Genomic DNA, 16,834 nt, shown 5'->3' with positions numbered 1-16,834 from the left:
AAATGCGTGTTCTTTTTTATGTCGAGCCGCTGGTCGAGCGTGAGAATCCAACATGGAAGAAGTCATGGATCGATTACTTCGTCAAGGAAATATCCAGGGCACTCATTCATGAAGGAATCCATGAAAATGACATGGCTTGTATCGCTCCTTCAGCACTTGGTGGAATTGCTCGTTCGATATTGCCAAATAGTCGTGTTGTATCGATTGACCAAACAGAGTTGATTCCACGCTTTGGATCATCCGCGCTTGCGGTTGCCAGCAGGTGGTATTTGAACCAGGCAGACTCGGCTACCCTTACAAACATGGCGGATTTGGTTTGTGAGCGCCTCGGCAATTTCATCCCAACAGTGTGCTTGACGTTTTCTCCTGCGCCGTTTCTCAAGCGAGCATGGCCTCAGGTTAAAGTATTGCACATGGAGTATGGTTTCATTTCGCGTCCCCCTTTCCCTGAAACGATGTATTTCGATCCTCGCGGCATGTTCGCCGAAAGTGTTCTGGCCAAATATAAGGATGATTTGGAGGCTTGGTGCCCGCCAGCCGAATCAACGGCGCTATTGACAGATTTGCGAAAAAAGTTTCAGGCATCCAAAGATATTGCAGATAATCCGGTAGCTAAAATTGTTAGATCAGCTGTTGCATCGTTTGAGTCTGCCGTGTTGTTGGCGCTGCAATTTTCTAATTTTTACGCCTACGACGCAAACGCAAGATTTGCTGATCAATATGATCTGCTGGTCCATGTGCTGGATTCCTTGCCGAAAAACATTGCGGTGGTTGTTTGCGAACATCCAGAGCACCCGGTCCTAAAACACGAAACAGTCGAATATTTGAGTAGTCGATATCCAAATTTTATTTGGCATCCATTGTTCCGGCAGGTTTACGGCGTATCGCACTACCTTATGCCATTCGTGCAGGGTGTGGTTACCGTCAGCTCCAGTGTAGGCTTACAAGCACTTTTGTGGGAAAAACACCTCGCCGTTGTTGGCGAGGGACATTTGGCTGCCATTGCCGATACGCAAGACTTGAAAGCTTTTCCCCAGTTTTTGAATATGGCTTGGGGTGAAGGACGCGACCGATTGTTGTGCTGGCTGCTATCGAATCAGCACTTGCCATTCAGGTATCTACTCAGTAGCGGTAGATTATCGAAGTATCTTCAGTCCCTCGATGATGGAATTCCAGAAGCTATAGAAGCGGCCAGATCAAATGCTGGGCTTAAACTAGATGAAATTCGCGCTGTTTACGATTTGGCATGGGTAGAGCGATCCGTTACTCCCTATGGCACTGCTTTCTCGACAGACCCGAACAATTTTGTTGCAGCTCTTTTTGTCGCAACGGAGAGCCGCGGATACGACGAAGCTCATTGTCTTCGTGAGTTTGTGTCTTTCACCAATGGTCCAGAAGTCGGCATCAGCTTTCGGTTGGATGGGGCAAATACCTCTCCTGTAGCGCTGCGTTTCGATCCGGCGAATAGACCCTGTGCGGTCTGGCTAAGTTCACTGGCCCTTGCTGATGGTAATGGAAAGATATTGTGGGCTTGGGGAGGTGAAAAGTCAGAAATTCGAAACTGTCGTGGGCTGGAACTTATTCCTCAAGGGGATAGGATCTTGGCAATTTGTTATGACAATGACCCACAGTTTGAGTTGGCTATTGATTTCAGTTCGTTTTCCGCAGCGCTAAAGCCACTGGCCTTTTCGGTGAACTTGGTGCAATCCACACCCGATGAAGTTGCAGAGACAGCAAGAGGCGTTTTGGTCGGATTGGTTGAATCAATTTCAGCGAAGGACTCTCAGGTTGTTGAATTATACAGTGTTGTTGCTGAGCGCGATGACCAGATCGCGGGCTTCAACCAGGCGTTAGCTGAGCGCGATGAACTTCATCAACAAACGTTGAACCACATATGGACCTCGACGAGTTGGCGTTTGACGTGGCCAATTCGCTCTCTCGCGATTTTCTGGAAACGGTTAGTCTACATGTTTACAGCTATTCCATCGGCTATCAGGCATGGTAATGGAATTAAGAATACATCAAATAAAGCTTTTCGTATTTATAAGAACGAAGGGATGGATGGGGTTCGGCGGGCATTAGCATCACTGCGAAAGCCAGTCACTGCACGTACGGTCAATTTCGAAAAAGTATCTAGCACAGGGGCAGAAAGTGAAGCCGTAATTCCGCGGATAGAGTTTGAACAAACTCGTAATCGGTTCGTGGAATATCAGAAAAATCCCCCTATTTCACCATTGGTAAAGCTGATTGCTTTTTATCTTCCGCAATTCCATCCCTTCCCAGAAAACGATGAGTGGTGGGGCAAAGGCTTTACCGAGTGGACAAACGTAGGCAAGGCCAAGCCCAATTACTTCGGACACTACCAGCCGCATTGCCCTATTCATAGCGGTTATTATGACCTTCGCGTTCCAGAAGTAATGGAGGAGCAGGCTAGATTGGCCAAGGAGTATGGCATTTACGGTTTCAGCTATTATTTTTACTGGTTCGGTGGAAAAATTCTAATGAATGCGCCGTTGGAAATGATGTTGGCCAACAAAAAGGTAGATATGCCATTTTGTTTTACGTGGGCCAACGAAAACTGGAGTCGGCGATGGGATGGCCAGGAAAATGACATACTTATAGCCCAAAACCATAGCGACGAGGACTCCTTGGCGTTTATTCGTCATTTAATAAAATATTTTAAAGATGAGCGCTACATATGTATTGATGGGAAACCGGTTCTGATTATATATCGTGCAAACATTATCCCGAATATGGCAGGCACTGCTAAAATTTGGCGTGAGGAGTTGTTGAAGCATGGATTTCCAGGTCTATACCTTGTGTCTGCGCAAAGCTTTGGAATACGCTCACCTGAGCCATTTAATTTTGATGCGTCAGTCGAATTTCCACCTCACACTGTCATTAGTTCGGATATTACAAATCATCTCGATTTTTCCAATCCTGATTACTGTGGGCACGTTTATAGTTACGAACAGGTCGTTGCAAATGAATTGTTAAAAGAAGAACCTGATTACAAACTTTTCAGAACCGCCATGCTGTCTTGGGATAACACTGCGCGAAAGCAAAATAACGGCCATATATTTCATGAATTTAGTTTGTTGCGTTACAAGCAGTGGTTGTCCTCTATTGTGAACAAAGTATTCTCCAATAAAAAATATGGTTCCGGTGAAAAAATTGTATTTGTAAATGCTTGGAACGAGTGGGCAGAGGGAACCCATCTTGAGCCTGACCAAAAATTCGGCTACGGATATCTTCAAACTACTTACGATGTTCTTAGGGACTACGAGCCTTTTCTTTTCAAGGGGCAGGGTATAGCATATGTACCAGAAAAACGGAGTGAATGTGCGGTAATTCTCCATCTCCATTATGAAGAGTTGTGGCCTAATATATGTAGCTATTTGAAAAGATCTTTTGAGGAGAATGGCTTCGACCTATTTGTAAGTGTTACATCTTCAACGGCTGCCAAAAAAGTATTTGCCGATTTTCCAGGCTCTCATATTGAGTTGGTTGAAAATCGTGGCCGTGACATTTTGCCTTTCGTGCGTATGCTTAATGCCATACATAGTCTAGAATACACTGCAGTATGCAAGATTCATTCAAAGCGCAGCATTTACAGAAATGATGGAGATAACATACGTAATGAAATTTTAGATTCATTGATAGGATCAAAAGATCAGGTTCAGGATATTTTGTGCCGATTTAGAAATGACTCTCGGCTCGGAATGATTGCTCCAAAAAAGTATTTAATTTTTCATAACGAGCACAATATGACTTTTGATAAGGAAGTAGTTCGAAAGATTGCAAATCAAATAAAGATCGATTTTGAGTATGACTTATTCCCCGCAGGCTCAATGTTCTGGTTTTCAATAAAAAGTCTTGTGCCTTTGCTTAAATTGGATGATACATTTTTCGAAGCCGAATCGGGTTTGGCGGATGGCACGTGCGCACATGCTGTTGAGCGCCTTTTCTGCCAAATTGTGAAAAGCGGAAATTATACGGTAGAGGGCTGCTAAAGGTTAAGCATGAATTGCGAGCCAGAAAGCAATAAAGGATATTGCCATTGTTGCCGTCAAGACACGATTTTCACCGCTTATGGTGATTGGCTTCGTGATACATATATATGCGAAAAATGCGGTTCATTGCCCCGCCAAAGAGCGCTGCAACATGTTTTAGATTTTTTTATTTCAGATTGGACATCTCTCAGTATTCATGAATCATCGCCGAGCAATGATTTTATCTCGCGATGGTGTAATAACTATTCTTCTTCTCAGTTATTGGATGGGGTACCTCTTGGTTTTGATAAGGATGGGGTGAGATGTGAAAACTTAGAAAATTTAACTTTTGCTGATGAAACATTCGATTTGGTAATTACGCAGGATGTTATGGAGCATGTTTTTTCGCCACAAAAAGCATTCAATTCTATATTGCGTGTAATTAAGCAAGGTGGTGCTCATGCGTTTACAGCACCCAAGCATAAGGGTCTGTTGACTAGTTATCCCCGCGCCCACGTAGTAGACGATGATATTTTTCATTTGCATGAGCCCATTTTTCACGGTAATCCAGTGGGAGACGGTCGCGCGCTTGTAACTTGGGATTATGGTGATGATTTCGAACGCTTAATTATGAAATGGACGGGCAGTCCTGTGCGAACGTATTGTATACGTGATAGATTGCTTGGTCTCGACGGAGAGTATCTTGATGTGTTTGTCATGAAGAAGTCGTAACTTATGTTATTCCGGTGACTAAGCAGTTAATTCTTGGCTTATCGGCAATATGGAGAAATTTAATAGAATGCAGACATGTTCCGGCCGTTTTTGTCACTTGCACATGTATAAACGAGGTTTCTTGGTCTACTTTTTCCAATCAGGCTGTGATGAACCTTAAAGCTATCCAGGATCAGGCACATCTTGAGGTCTCCATTCTTAATTCCAAAGATTCAGTAGCAGTCACCGATAGATCTGGTTTGGTAAAAATTTTTTACGTTTTTCGTTGAATGACTTTAATGCACATGTGCTTCTCTAGTAGGAGTTCATTGTGCACATAGAACTGGTGATTCTAATGGTTAAATACTTGACGGATGGCCGTACTGGTGTGTTGATTGCCGCTTTGCTTTTTTTTCCTTGTTATATCCTCTAACTAAGCCATTTCCCTACTCTGATGACTGGTCATATATCGGATTCCTTGTTAATCCTTGGTCATTCGATACTTCTTGGCTTTTTTCATTACACAATGATCACCGGATACCATTGCAAAAATTCTTCCATCTCGTGTTATTAAATTTGACTGGTGGTGATTTTCGGATTTTGATTGCCGCAAATGTTATGGTTATCGCGGCTACGTCGATTTGTTGGGTCATGTTGTCTAGGCTTATTCTAAATGAGCAATCATGGTCTGAATGGCTTGTTCCAGGCGTATTGCTTGGTTTTGGTTTCAACACGGTAGCATGGGGCTTTAGTTTCCAATTTTTGTCTGGTTTGTTCTTCCTTGCCTTGGCAAACCTACTATGGGTTAAGTCGGTTTTGACTGGTCGGGATAAATTGGGTGATGGGGCATATCTCGCTCTTGCGTTTTGCGCATTGTGTGGGGGGAATGGATTAATTACTTCTACTATCCTAGGTTTTGGTTTCCTTTGTGCGATTATTTTTTCGAGAGGGCTTCGCAGCTCATCATTGGCAGCGCGATTTTGTCTTCTTGTTTGGGGAATAACTGTTTTGGCCATTTGGCTGGGATGGACGAGCTCGGCGGCTACGGAAGTTCAGGCCAATGATCAAGAACAATACGTTTATTTTGCTTTTGGGATGCTTAAGTCTTGGTTAGGTATATTTGCAATTAACAGTTCTTTCATCAAGTCTCTATTTGCGACTTTCATTTTAATTATTGCTCTTGGCGGAAGCTTTTTACTAATGCTGCGAAACAAGCCAGGCAATTCAGGCAGTTATCCATCCCTTGTGGTTCTTCCTGTTTTTTTGTCAGCACTTCAAACTGTAGCAATGATTGTTGCAATTTCGTATTCACGTGCCGGTATGCAGCCATGGTCGCCAGGTTTGGAGCTTCATTATGGTTACCTTGTTACAGCGTTGCCGTTATCCGCATGGATTGTCATTTTGATTCTCTCTAAAGGAGTTCTCCGGAATTTTTTGCTTGGGGCATTTGTACTTGTTGTTGGTTTTGCGTTCCTAACAAATGCAGGTTGGAGAATCAAGGCAGCGCAGGACGAGTACCGTCGGGGAACTGCAGTTGCGGCAGATATCGTCTCCCCAGTAAGTGCTGACGTTGTTGCCCAACGACACATAAAGGAATTCTACTGGGTCGAAGGCGAGCAAGCCGAAATTGCAGTGAGTAATGGTCTGGTGTTGCTTAGGGAAACAAGATTTTGGTCTCCACGCGTAGTTGACTGAATTGAAAGTGAATTCAAGTAAACATAAAGGGACATTCACGTTATGAGGTCGATCGAGGACAGTTTGGGGGATAATTAATGGGAAGAGATCCTGCCCTCTGTGTTTAAGCCTAAACTTACATTCCTAGATATGTAAGCTGAGGATTGGGTACTCTCAAGCTGATTTCGGACCACATGACGATACCACCTAAACATGCTCAACTTTTTACTAGGCAGTAGTGGATTGAATTAAATTATGAATCAGAAGATCTTGTTGCCTGGCGGAGCCGGTCTTGTAGGCCAAAACCTCGTTGCCCGTTTCAAGGCCCAGGGCTACACCGACATTGTCGTTTTAGATAAACATCAAGCCAATCTCGCTGTATTACAGAGAGTGCAGCCTGATATCACTGCGGAATATGCCGACTTGGCCGAACCGGGCGACTGGCAGCGACACTTTGAGGGTGCGGATGCTGTGGTGATGTTGCAGGCACAGATTGGTGGTTTAGTTTATGATGTATTCGTACGCAACAATATCGACTCTACCCGCCTGGTATTGGATGCCATAGAAAAATATAAGGTTCCTTATCTGGTTCACATTAGTTCTTCGGTGTTGGAATCAGTGGCTGAAGATTTTTACACAAAGTCCAAACGCGCTCAGGAAGATATGGTGCTTGCCAGCACCGTACCTAATGTTGTTCTGCGCCCAACTCTGATGTTTGGCTGGTTTGACCGCAAGCACTTGGGTTGGTTGTCCCGATTTATGCAAAAGGTCCCAATTTTCCCCATCCCCGGTCATGGCCGGTACATGCGCCAGCCTCTTTATGTCGGTGACTTCTGCGATATTATTATCAGCTGTATCGAGAGTCGGAAGCAGGGTGGCGTTTATAATATTTCCGGTCATGAAAAAATTGATTATATCGACATGATTCGTGAAATTAAGCGGGCCGTCCAGGCTCGTTCCGCTATCGTGAAGATTCCTTATGGAATATTTTATGGGTTGCTTTGGGTGTGGTCGTTATTTGACCGTAACCCGCCCTTTACTACTCAACAGTTGGCCGCTTTGGTCGCTAAAGATGAGTTTGAAGTGATCGACTGGCCTGGCATCTTTGGGGTCCCATATACCCCTTTTGCTAAGGCCATTGATGAAACCTTTAATGACCCGACTTACAGCAAAGTCGTTTTGGAGTTTTAATTATGGGGCAACGAATTGCGGTAATTGGCGCTGGTCCTATGGGGTTGGCAGTTGCCTATCAATTGGCCAAGGATGGACATGAGCCTGTTTTATTTGAAGCCGATGACCGTAACGGTGGGATGACCGCCTGTTTCGATTTCGGTGGTATGGATATTGAGCGTTATTACCACTTCCATTGCATATCCGATCATGCTTTCCTTGAAATGCTGGAGGAATTGGGCTTGTCCCATCAAATGCGCTGGGTCGAAACCAAGATGGGCTATTGGTTTCAGAATCGGTTGCAGGCTTGGGGCAATCCCGTCGCTTTGCTTAGGTTTAAAGGCCTGAGTTTTGCTGCCAAATTTCGTTATGGTCTACATGCTTTTTTGTCAACCAAGCGGACTAATTGGCAGCCTCTGGATCGTGTTGAAGCTACGGGCTGGATTCGGCGTTGGGTCGGCGAAGAGGCTTATGAAATTCTGTGGCGCCGGCTGTTTGATTATAAGTTTTATGAATACGCCACCGGACTTTCCGCCGCCTGGATATGGAGCCGGATTCGGCGGATCGGCCGCTCCCGTTATGATTTATTTCGGGAAAAGCTAGGATACTTGACAGGGGGTTCAGGCGCTCTGCTGCAAGCCATGCAGGGCGCAATAACGGGGCATGGCGGGACAGTGCGTCTCAACTCACCTGTGAATAAAGTCATTATCAAATCAGGAAAAGTGATCGGCGTAGAAGTCGGTGGCACGATTGAGAAGTTCGACAAGGTTATCAGTACCGTACCCTTACCATATGTGGCTCAACTTATGCCTGATCTGTCGCCGAATATTCTCGCGAAGTTCCAGTCGACCCATAATGTCGCTGTTGTGTGTGTAATTGCCAAGTTGCGAGTTGCTGTAACAGAAAACTTTTGGCTGAACACCAATGACCCTGAAATGGATATCCCTGGCTTGGTTGAATATACAAATCTGCGACCCCTTGATCAGCATATCGTCTATGTCCCCTTTTATGTCCCGGGTGAGCACCCAAAGTATGCGGAATCCGACCAAGTATTTATTGATAAAGTCAGTCGTTACCTCAAAAAGATCAACCCCAAAATTTCAGACTCTGACTTTCTTGACATCAGGGTAAACCGTTACCGATATGCCCAGCCGATATGTGGCCCAGGCTATCTCCAAACTCTCCCGCCAGTGTCCTTGCCCGTACAGGGGCTATGGGTAGCTGATACCTCCTATTACTATCCGGAAGATCGCGGTATTTCAGAAAGTATTCATTTTGGTCGGAACCTGGCCAGGGAAGCAACCGCATGATCCAGCAGTTTATGTCAAGGCAGTTCTTTGCCTTTTTGATAACTGGTGGGGTTGCCGCTATTGTTAATTTCGGCTCGAGAATCCTCTATAATTTTTGGATAGACTTTCCTTTAGCCATCATTTTTGCCTATATTAGCGGAATGGTTACAGCGTTCGTGCTGGCCAAGATATTTGTATTCAGGGCAAGTCAGCAGGCCCTGCATCGCTCAGCTGTTTTTTTTATCATTGTCAATCTTTTCGCTGTTCTTCAGACGTGGCTTATCAGTATGGGGATGGCTTATTATGCGCTACCTTCTTTAGGTGTTACCGCTTATGTTCGGGAAATAGCCCATGCCTGTGGTGTTGTGGTGCCTGTTTTTACCAGTTATATAGGGCATAAACGCTGGTCTTTCCGATAAAGTGATTTTGAAAGGTTACTCAATTGTCTTCGAATCTGTTCAAAAATAAAGCAATAGCTATCATGTTGTTGATGCGACCGAAGCAGTGGATTAAAAATGGTTTCGTGTTGGCTCCGTTGATTTTTACCGGGCAGTTTTTGTCTATGCCTATGGTTGGAAGATCTCTTTTAGCCGCTTTTCTTTTCTGTATGGCTTCTTCCGCAACGTATATTGTGAACGATATTCATGACCTTGATCGGGATCGGCGCCATCCAATAAAATCAAAAAAACGCCCCTTGGCTGCTGGTGTCATTTCTGTACCAACAGCACTGTCGATTTTGGGTTTTCTCTATGTGGTCATCATTTGTGGTTTTTTTATTGCTACGGAAGTTGCAATCGTTATCCTTGGCTACTTGTTGCTAAATCTCGCCTATACGTTCGTGCTCAAACACCAGCCTGTTGTTGATATTTTTACAATCGCCATCGGTTTTGTTCTGCGTGTAGTTGCCGGGGCCGTAGCCTTGGATGTACCTGTATCCGGTTGGATGCTGGTCACAACCTTATGTCTGGCACTTTATCTGGCTGCGGTGAAACGCCGGCAGGAACTCAGCCAAAGTGGTATTGAGGGGCGAAAGGTATTGGAAAAATATTCTGTCGCCTTGGTAGATCGTTATGCTGAAATGTCAGCAACGGGCGCTTTGGTTTTTTATAGTATTTTTGTTTTGTCTGATCGGCCTGAGCTTGTTCTCACAGTTCCATTAGTGCTGTTTGGCCTTTTCCGTTATTGGTATGTCGTTGAAACTCTGGATGGGGGCGAGTCGCCGACGGATGCTTTGCTTGCTGACTGGCAGTTGCTTCTGACAGTCATTTTGTGGATTGGTGCTTGCGCCTATGCACTATGGCCGATGCGGGGTTAGAGATGGATTATTCTTATGTCATAACCCCATTTTTTGCGTGGTTCATCGCAGGCATTTTTAAATTTACGATCAATAGTGTTAAGGCTAGGCAATTTGCTTTCGGATTGATTGGTTATGGCGGCTTGCCAAGTAATCATAGTGCGATTGTCAGTAGTATGGCGGCACTCATCGCTTTCAGGGAAGGCCTTACTCATCCGGCCTTTGGCGTTTCGCTCACCTTGGCTTTTATTGTGATGCTTGATGCTAATAGCTTGCGTCGAGAAGTTGGGAAACATGCCGTTATTATCAATGGCCTGTTTTCCAGTGAGAGTGCCTGCCCAAAATTACGGGAACGGATGGGGCATACACGACTTGAGATTCTTTGCGGCATTCTGGTCGGCGTTGCTGTTGCTACATTTATTCATCTGTTTTAATTACCCCTTTGAGGAAATGCCATGAAACTTACTGCCTGGGGGAAGTTCCCTATTATTGACTCAACCGTTATTTTGCCCAATGCCCACTTGGCGCAAGAACTTGATCGGGTTCCCGAGATCATACCCTTTGGTAACGGGCGCAGTTACGGCGACAGTGCTCTTTCTTCGCATATAGTGCCCATGACCTCATGCAACCGTTATCTTGATTTTAATCTAGAATCCGGTTTGCTGACCTGTGAAAGCGGGGTTTTGCTGGCTGATATCATCGATGTCTTTGTCCCCAGGGGGTGGTTTCTCAAAGTGACGCCCGGAACAAAACTTATTACTGTGGGGGGCGCAATCGCTAGTGATGTGCATGGTAAAAACCACCACATCGAAGGTTGTTTCAGCGAGTGCGTCAAATCATTTAGTCTGATGCTGGCTGACGGTCGAATCGTTTGTTGCAGTCGCGAAGAAAACCTAGATTTGTTTCGAGCGACCTGTGGTGGGATGGGGCTTACGGGAATTATTCTTGAAGTCAGTTTTTATTTGAAACGCATTACCTCACAACAGATCGGTCAAACTACGATCAAAACGGCAAATCTTGCGGAAACCTTTGCGGCCTTTGAAGAGTATGGACACCAACCGTACTCTGTTGCCTGGATTGATTGTTTGGCGAAAAAAACCGACATCGGTAGATGTCTTTTGATGGTGGGCGATTTCTTAAACGATGGAGATCTGAATTATACACCTAAAAAGAAAATGTCCATTCCTTTTGAATTTCCTGGGTTTGCTTTAAATAGTCTGAGCGTTCGAGCGTTTAATTGGTTTTATTACGGGAAGGTGCGCGAGCGAATCAGCCATAGCCAAGTCGATATAGACAGCTTTTTTTATCCCTTGGACGCTTTGAATAACTGGAATAGAATTTATGGTAAAGGTGGCTTTACCCAGTATCAGTTTATCCTGCCCAAAGAGAGAAGTTTCGAGGGCCTCAACAAAATCTTGAGCCAGATAGCCGATTCGGGAAAAGGCTCTTTTTTGGCCGTGCTCAAACTGTATGGTCCTGCCAATGAAAATTATCTTTCATTCCCTATGGAAGGGTATAGTCTCGCTTTAGATTTTAAAATAGAACCAGGGCTTTTTGAATTGCTCGATAAACTTGATGAGATTGTCGTCCATTATGGTGGCCGCATTTATCTGACCAAGGATGTTCGTGTTTCAAGAAATATTTTTACTCAAGGTTATCCGATGCTCGATAAGTTCCGCGAAGTAAGGTCTAGCTATGGGTTGTCTGAAAAGTTTAATTCCCTTCAATCACAGAGGTTGGGTATATGAGCGATAGGTGGTTATTGGTCTTAGGTGCAAACAGCGATATCGCTGTAGCCACAGCGGCTAAATTCGCTAAGGAAGGCTGGAATGTCCATTTAGCTTCTCGTGATATGAATAGTCTTGCGAGGGAAGCTTCAAATTTGCGACTTCGTTACGGTATAGAGGCTAGAGAAGTTTTATTTGATGCCACAGACTATAGGTCTCATGCAACTTTTTGGGATGAAATGAACCCTAAGCCAGAAGGCGTTATAGTCGCTTTTGGTTTTCTTGGTGATCAAATTCAGGCCCAGAAAGATTTTTCTGTTGCCAGAAAAATTATCGAATCGAACTATCTGGGGGCGGTCAGTATTCTTGAAGTGATTGCGCAGGATTTCGAAGTGAAAGGCAGTGGTTTCATTGTCGGAATCAGCTCCGTTGCCGGCGATCGGGGTCGGGCCAGCAACTATATCTATGGAAGTGCCAAGGCCGGGTTCAGTGCTTATCTGGCTGGTTTGCGTCACCGCCTTGCCAAGGTTGGTGCCCACGTGATGACAGTCAAGCCTGGATTTGTCGCTACAAAAATGACCGCCGGTTTGGATCTTCCGAAAAAGCTTTTAGCTACTCCACAGGAGGTTGCAGGGGCTATTTACCAAGGGGTAGATGCCAAAAGTAATACAATTTATGCCAAAAAAATATGGCGTATGATTATGTTGATCATACGCCATGTCCCTGAAGTGATTTTTAAAAAAAGCAACCTTTAAAAGCTGGGGCGCACACATTATCCAAGTGCCCACTGTGAGGTCGGTCGTCAATAGCGGATATCAAAATCAGAAAACCGTGAACCCAACATCCCAGAAAGATAAAGGAGTATTGTCGGAATCTTTCAAATTCTAGCACCGGGGTTGACCCTGCCCCCTCAGTCCCCCTTGGTCGCGGCGGTCAAGGGGGATTTTTATCGAAGAAATAGCGGTTTAGCAGAGGAGATGTTTTTTTCGGATGCCTTGCTGTTGTGTGATTATTGTCAATTACAACTCCTGGGAGGTGCTTCGGCGCTGTCTGGATCACCTGGGAAAGCAGACCTGGCGAAATTTCCAGGTGGTTGTGATCGATAACGCGAGTACGCACCCCCCCCCCGAAGATTTCGCGACCCGTTATCCCTGGATTTCGCTCGTTCAGAGTTCTATCAATCTGGGTTTCGCGGGGGGAAATAATCGGGCGCTGAGGGCGTTGACTTCCTGCGAATGGATAGCGCTACTCAACCCCGATGCTTTTCCCGAGCCGGATTGGCTGGAGCAACTGGTTGAAACGGCGCAAGCCCATCCGGATTACACGATGTTCGGCAGCAGGCAGGTAATCGCCGGGGTTCCTCATCTTCTGGATGGAGAGGGGGATGTGTATCATATCAGTGGGTTGGTGTGGCGTTCGGGGCATGGCCGCCCGGTTTCCGAGGGGGCGCGAGAGCCTCGGGAAATTTTTTCCCCTTGCGCGGCGGCGGCCTTGTATCGCGCCGACGCCTTTCTTCGTGTGGGTGGTTTCGACGAGGATTTTTTCTGCTATGTCGAGGATGTGGATCTCGGTTTTCGTTTGCGATTGTTAGGTTACAAGGCCCTGCTCGTCCCTTCCTCCGTGGTTCATCACGTCGGTTCGGCGACGACGGGGGGCGGCCAAAGCGACTTCGCCCTGTACCATGGGCATCGCAATCTGATCTGGACTTATGTGAAAAATATGCCGGGGGTGCTGTTCTGGTCTTGTTTGCCCCTGCATCTGCTTCTTAATCTTGTCACCTTGGCGATTTTTGCCTGGCGGGGCAAAGGGCCGACGGTTTTCCGGGCGAAACGTGATGCCTTGCGCGGTTTTCCGAAAATGTGGGAGAAACGTCGACTGATTCAGCGGGATCGGGTTGTTTCCACTCGTCACATCTGGCGGGCCTTGTATAAGGGATGGGGAAGACAATGACGGTCAATGGCGCGTATGAACAGAAGAACTCTTTTCCGAACCCTGTTTCGGCGGTGGTTGTCAATTATAATGCCGGGGACTTTTTGTGCGAATGTCTGCAATCAACTCTTGAGCAGGTCGCTGAAATTATCGTCGTTGATAATGCGTCTGAAGACGGCAGCATCGATCGCATACAGAGGCTGTTTGCATCCGAATCTCGGATCAAAATTATACGTAATCCCACCAATCTCGGCTTCTCCGCCGCCTGCAATATCGGGCTCCGTCATGCCCAAGAAGACCACATTTTTTTTCTCAATCCCGATTGTCATCTGTCGTCCGGCTGCGTATCCCGACTTTTAGAGGTTCTGCAATCCGATCCGTCCGTGGGAATGGTCGGCGGCTTTCTGGTCAATCCCGATGGCAGCGAGCAGGCTGGTGGCCGACGGGCTATCCCGACGCCCTGGCGCTCGTTTGTTACGGCTTTTGGTTTGACCCGATTCGCCCAGCGTTGGCCCCACTGGTTCGAGGACTTCAATCTGCACCGACAACCCCTTCCCGCCGGCCCGATTGAGGTAGAGGCCATCAGCGGTGCCTGTATGCTGGTGCGCCGTGCGGCGATTGCCGACGTGGGCGAATGGGATGAGGGCTATTTCCTCCATTGCGAGGACCTGGACTGGTGTTTGCGCTTTCGCCGCAAAGGCTGGAAGATTCTGTTTGTCCCCGATGCCCGGGTCGATCATGTCCATGGCGCCTGTAGCCGCAGTCGCCCCTTCTTTGTCGAATGGCACAAACATCGGGGGATGGTCCGTTTTTATCGCAAGTTCTTCCGTGACGACTATCCCTGGGGGCTGATGGGACTGGTCATTGCCGGGGTGTGGTTGCGTTTTGTTCTGGTTGCTGCACGGCATGTTGTTCGTTTGGGATTTCGTCGTGTTTGGGGGGAGCGTGAATAAATCGGTGCCGGTCGGAGTGTTGGGGGCGAGTAGCCTGGTCGGGGCCTCTGTTCTTGACTTGTTGCTAAAGGGCGGCCGCCAACCGATCGCTTTCTCCCGCCAGGCCGAACTTGGTTCTTCTCTCGACGGCGTCGACTGGCGCCGCCTGGAGCCTGGTTTGCCTGCGACTTCGATTACCGAGTGGATCTGCGTTGCTCCGGTCTGGGTTTTGCCGGATCATTTCTCTTTTCTTGAAGCCCACGGTGCCCGTCGGATCGTCGCGCTCTCCTCAACCAGCCTTTTCACCAAGCAACAGTCCGCGGATCCCCGGGAAACAGCCGTTGCCGGTCGTCTGGCGGAAGGGGAGCGACAGTTGCGCGAATGGGCCGAAAGCCGGGGCATTGAGTGGATCATTCTGCGCCCGACGCTGATCTATGGCTGTGGCCGCGACAAGAATATCGCCGAGATAGCCCGCTTTGCCCGGCGCTTCGGTTTTTTCCCCCTCTTCGGTGCGGCCCGGGGCCTGCGCCAGCCGATTCATGGGGAGAATGTTGCGGAAGCCTGCCTCTTCGCCCTGAATGCGTCCTTCGTGTCGAACCGAGCCTACAACATCTCCGGCGGCGAGACCCTGTCCTATCGGGACATGGTTACCCGAGTTTTTCACGCCCTCGGTCGTCGTCCCCGACTTTTCTCTATTCCGCTCTTTGCCTTCGGTCTGGGAGTCTCTTTTCTTCGCCTCTTTCCGCGCTTCCGTCATTGGTCTCCGGCCATGGCGAGACGGATGAATGAGGATCTGGTTTTCGACCATGACCCGGCGATCAGGGATTTTGGTTTTTCGCCGCGGTCGTTTATCCTCAAGCCGGCAGATGTGGCGTTTATCGGAAAAGAGAGACCGATGTTGCTTGTTCTTACCCGCTTCTTTGATATTCTCTTCGCGCTATTCGGACTGATCGTCGGATTTCCCCTGTTGCTGCTGGTTGCCCTGCTCGGCTTTTTCGATACCGGCTCCCCCATTTTCCGTCAGGAGCGCGTCGGTAGAAACAAAGAGCCTTTTGTGCTGGTGAAATTCCGGACCATGAAAGTGGGGACGGCGTCGGTGGCCAGCCATCTGGCAAGCAGCAGTGCCATTACCCCTTTCGGTAATTTTCTGCGGCGCACCAAACTCGACGAGTTGCCGCAGTTATGGAATGTGCTCAAGGGGGAGATGAGCCTGGTCGGCCCGCGTCCCTGCCTGTTCAATCAGCAGGAGCTCATCAACGAACGTGAGAAGCGTGGAGTTTATGCGGTAAGACCGGGGATTACCGGTTTGGCGCAGGTGAATGAAATCGACATGTCGACCCCAGAGCTTTTGGCCGAAACCGATGACCGGATGATCAAAGATTTGACCCTCGGCAAGTACTTTTCGTACATCATCCAAACCGTCACCGGCAAAGGTTCCGGCGACCGGGTACGGGGGGGGTAGATTGTGGGGAGTGGGGAGTCGGGAGTCGGGAGTCGGGAGTCGGGAGTCGGGAGTGGGAAAATCAAAAATCCAATCCGCCGTTATCCGCTTTTATCCTGTCCGATTCCTTACCGTCTTGAGCCGCGCGAGTTGTTTGCAACGGTATTGGGTGGTATGTTGATTTTGATCCATATCACCCATTTAAGGAGAATGCGATGAATGTTGCACTCCCGTTAGACCGGATGACGGCAGCAGAAAAACTTCAGTTGATAGAAGAAATCTGGGATGATCTCGCCAGGGAGCCGGAAAGCGTACCTTCACCGGATTGGCACGGGGAGGTTCTGCGAGAGCGTGAGCGGCGTGTCGCGGAAGGAAAAACGCGATTTCTGGACATTCCGGAAGCCAAGCAGTGCGTGCGTGATCTGCTCAAGTGAAAGTGCAGACGCAGTCTACCGTTCTTATCCGCTTTTATCCGTGTTCGAAAAAAGATCTTAACCCCTGTTGTTGAACGCAGATAACGGCGGATGGGCGCTGATGAAAACAGGATTAAAAACCTGGTTTGAAAAGTTTGCCGCCATGACAAAGATGAGGAACGCGGGATGAGGGTTGCAGAAAATTCCCTCTCTCCGGGTTTTGACGTTCCTATCCCTTGCCTTGTTGATTTACCACTATGGT

General features: G+C 47.4%; 14 protein-coding genes and 1 pseudogene. All 15 read left to right on the top strand.

The window, feature by feature from the left end; all coding sequences use genetic code 11:
- Positions 1 to 2: 2 nt before the first annotated feature.
- The 15 genes and pseudogenes from BQ4888_RS10200 (at position 3) to BQ4888_RS10135 (ending at position 16,593) form a co-directional block, all read left to right on the top strand.
- Positions 3 to 4,013: a glycoside hydrolase family 99-like domain-containing protein gene (locus BQ4888_RS10200; RefSeq protein ID WP_092056962.1), complete on the top strand. Its 4,011-nt coding sequence runs from the start codon at positions 3 to 5 to the stop codon at positions 4,011 to 4,013.
- Positions 4,014 to 4,022: 9 nt separating this feature from the next.
- Entirely contained in the window at positions 4,023 to 4,724 is a 702-nt protein-coding gene (locus BQ4888_RS10195) for a methyltransferase domain-containing protein (protein WP_092056961.1), read from the top strand.
- Positions 4,725 to 5,246: 522 nt separating this feature from the next.
- Positions 5,247 to 6,398, top strand: a complete 1,152-nt coding sequence (locus BQ4888_RS17365; RefSeq protein WP_140396641.1) for a hypothetical protein — start codon at positions 5,247 to 5,249, stop codon at positions 6,396 to 6,398.
- A 234-nt stretch (positions 6,399 to 6,632) separates the two neighbouring features.
- The gene (locus tag BQ4888_RS10190; RefSeq protein ID WP_092056959.1) at positions 6,633 to 7,568 is read left to right on the top strand and encodes an NAD-dependent epimerase/dehydratase family protein; all 936 of its coding nucleotides are present in this window, start codon (positions 6,633 to 6,635) and stop codon (positions 7,566 to 7,568) included.
- A 2-nt stretch (positions 7,569 to 7,570) separates the two neighbouring features.
- Positions 7,571 to 8,857 (top strand): NAD(P)/FAD-dependent oxidoreductase, encoded by a 1,287-nt coding sequence (locus BQ4888_RS10185; RefSeq protein WP_092056957.1) that lies wholly within the window; start codon positions 7,571 to 7,573, stop codon positions 8,855 to 8,857.
- Positions 8,854 to 9,255: a GtrA family protein gene (locus BQ4888_RS10180; protein WP_092056955.1), complete on the top strand. Its 402-nt coding sequence runs from the start codon at positions 8,854 to 8,856 to the stop codon at positions 9,253 to 9,255. The genes BQ4888_RS10185 and BQ4888_RS10180 overlap by 4 nt, the downstream gene beginning before the upstream one ends.
- A 62-nt stretch (positions 9,256 to 9,317) precedes the next feature.
- Positions 9,318 to 10,151, top strand: a complete 834-nt coding sequence (locus BQ4888_RS10175; protein WP_140396644.1) for a decaprenyl-phosphate phosphoribosyltransferase — start codon at positions 9,318 to 9,320, stop codon at positions 10,149 to 10,151.
- Between the two features lie 2 nt (positions 10,152 to 10,153).
- Positions 10,154 to 10,564 (top strand): divergent PAP2 family protein, encoded by a 411-nt coding sequence (locus BQ4888_RS10170; RefSeq protein WP_092057155.1) that lies wholly within the window; start codon positions 10,154 to 10,156, stop codon positions 10,562 to 10,564.
- Between the two features lie 21 nt (positions 10,565 to 10,585).
- Positions 10,586 to 11,878 carry an FAD-binding oxidoreductase gene (locus tag BQ4888_RS10165; protein ID WP_092056954.1) on the top strand — a complete coding sequence of 431 codons (1,293 nt, stop codon included), beginning with the start codon at positions 10,586 to 10,588 and terminating at the stop codon, positions 11,876 to 11,878.
- Positions 11,875 to 12,612: an SDR family oxidoreductase gene (locus tag BQ4888_RS10160; RefSeq protein WP_092056952.1), complete on the top strand. Its 738-nt coding sequence runs from the start codon at positions 11,875 to 11,877 to the stop codon at positions 12,610 to 12,612. The genes BQ4888_RS10165 and BQ4888_RS10160 overlap by 4 nt, the downstream gene beginning before the upstream one ends.
- A 250-nt stretch (positions 12,613 to 12,862) precedes the next feature.
- Entirely contained in the window at positions 12,863 to 13,807 is a 945-nt protein-coding gene (locus tag BQ4888_RS10155) for a glycosyltransferase family 2 protein (RefSeq protein WP_205747995.1), read from the top strand.
- On the top strand, positions 13,804 to 14,739 hold the full coding sequence (locus BQ4888_RS10150; protein WP_205747994.1) for a glycosyltransferase family 2 protein: 936 nt from the start codon (positions 13,804 to 13,806) through the stop codon (positions 14,737 to 14,739). The genes BQ4888_RS10155 and BQ4888_RS10150 overlap by 4 nt, the downstream gene beginning before the upstream one ends.
- Positions 14,693 to 15,319 (top strand): annotated as a pseudogene (locus BQ4888_RS17990) (NAD-dependent epimerase/dehydratase family protein); the annotation flags it as partial. The gene BQ4888_RS10150 and the pseudogene BQ4888_RS17990, both read left to right, overlap by 47 nt.
- 294 nt (positions 15,320 to 15,613) lie before the next feature.
- Positions 15,614 to 16,180, top strand: a complete 567-nt coding sequence (locus BQ4888_RS17985; RefSeq protein WP_092057154.1) for a sugar transferase — start codon at positions 15,614 to 15,616, stop codon at positions 16,178 to 16,180.
- Positions 16,181 to 16,374: 194 nt separating this feature from the next.
- Positions 16,375 to 16,593 carry an addiction module protein gene (locus BQ4888_RS10135; RefSeq protein WP_092056947.1) on the top strand — a complete coding sequence of 73 codons (219 nt, stop codon included), beginning with the start codon at positions 16,375 to 16,377 and terminating at the stop codon, positions 16,591 to 16,593.
- The last annotated feature ends 241 nt before the right edge of the window (positions 16,594 to 16,834 follow it).

The sequence above is a fragment of the Desulfuromonas acetexigens genome, assembly GCF_900111775.1.
In the GTDB taxonomy this organism is placed as follows: domain Bacteria; phylum Desulfobacterota; class Desulfuromonadia; order Desulfuromonadales; family Trichloromonadaceae; genus Trichloromonas; species Trichloromonas acetexigens.
Note: the sequence above shows the minus strand (reverse complement) of the source record. Positions and strands in the feature narration are given on the sequence as shown.

Bases quoted from the DNA above. Each gene is read 5' to 3' on its own strand.
- BQ4888_RS10200 (WP_092056962.1), top strand. From the start codon at position 3: ATGCGTGTTCTTTTTTATGTCGAGCCGCTGGTCGAGCGTGAGAATCCA.
- BQ4888_RS10195 (WP_092056961.1), top strand. From the start codon at position 4,023: ATGAATTGCGAGCCAGAAAGCAATAAAGGATATTGCCATTGTTGCCGT.
- BQ4888_RS10190 (WP_092056959.1), top strand. From the start codon at position 6,633: ATGAATCAGAAGATCTTGTTGCCTGGCGGAGCCGGTCTTGTAGGCCAA.
- BQ4888_RS10185 (WP_092056957.1), top strand. From the start codon at position 7,571: ATGGGGCAACGAATTGCGGTAATTGGCGCTGGTCCTATGGGGTTGGCA.
- BQ4888_RS10180 (WP_092056955.1), top strand. From the start codon at position 8,854: ATGATCCAGCAGTTTATGTCAAGGCAGTTCTTTGCCTTTTTGATAACT.
- BQ4888_RS10175 (WP_140396644.1), top strand. From the start codon at position 9,318: ATGTTGTTGATGCGACCGAAGCAGTGGATTAAAAATGGTTTCGTGTTG.
- BQ4888_RS10170 (WP_092057155.1), top strand. From the start codon at position 10,154: ATGGATTATTCTTATGTCATAACCCCATTTTTTGCGTGGTTCATCGCA.
- BQ4888_RS10165 (WP_092056954.1), top strand. From the start codon at position 10,586: ATGAAACTTACTGCCTGGGGGAAGTTCCCTATTATTGACTCAACCGTT.
- BQ4888_RS10160 (WP_092056952.1), top strand. From the start codon at position 11,875: ATGAGCGATAGGTGGTTATTGGTCTTAGGTGCAAACAGCGATATCGCT.
- BQ4888_RS10150 (WP_205747994.1), top strand. From the start codon at position 13,804: ATGACGGTCAATGGCGCGTATGAACAGAAGAACTCTTTTCCGAACCCT.
- BQ4888_RS17985 (WP_092057154.1), top strand. From the start codon at position 15,614: ATGTTGCTTGTTCTTACCCGCTTCTTTGATATTCTCTTCGCGCTATTC.
- BQ4888_RS10135 (WP_092056947.1), top strand. From the start codon at position 16,375: ATGAATGTTGCACTCCCGTTAGACCGGATGACGGCAGCAGAAAAACTT.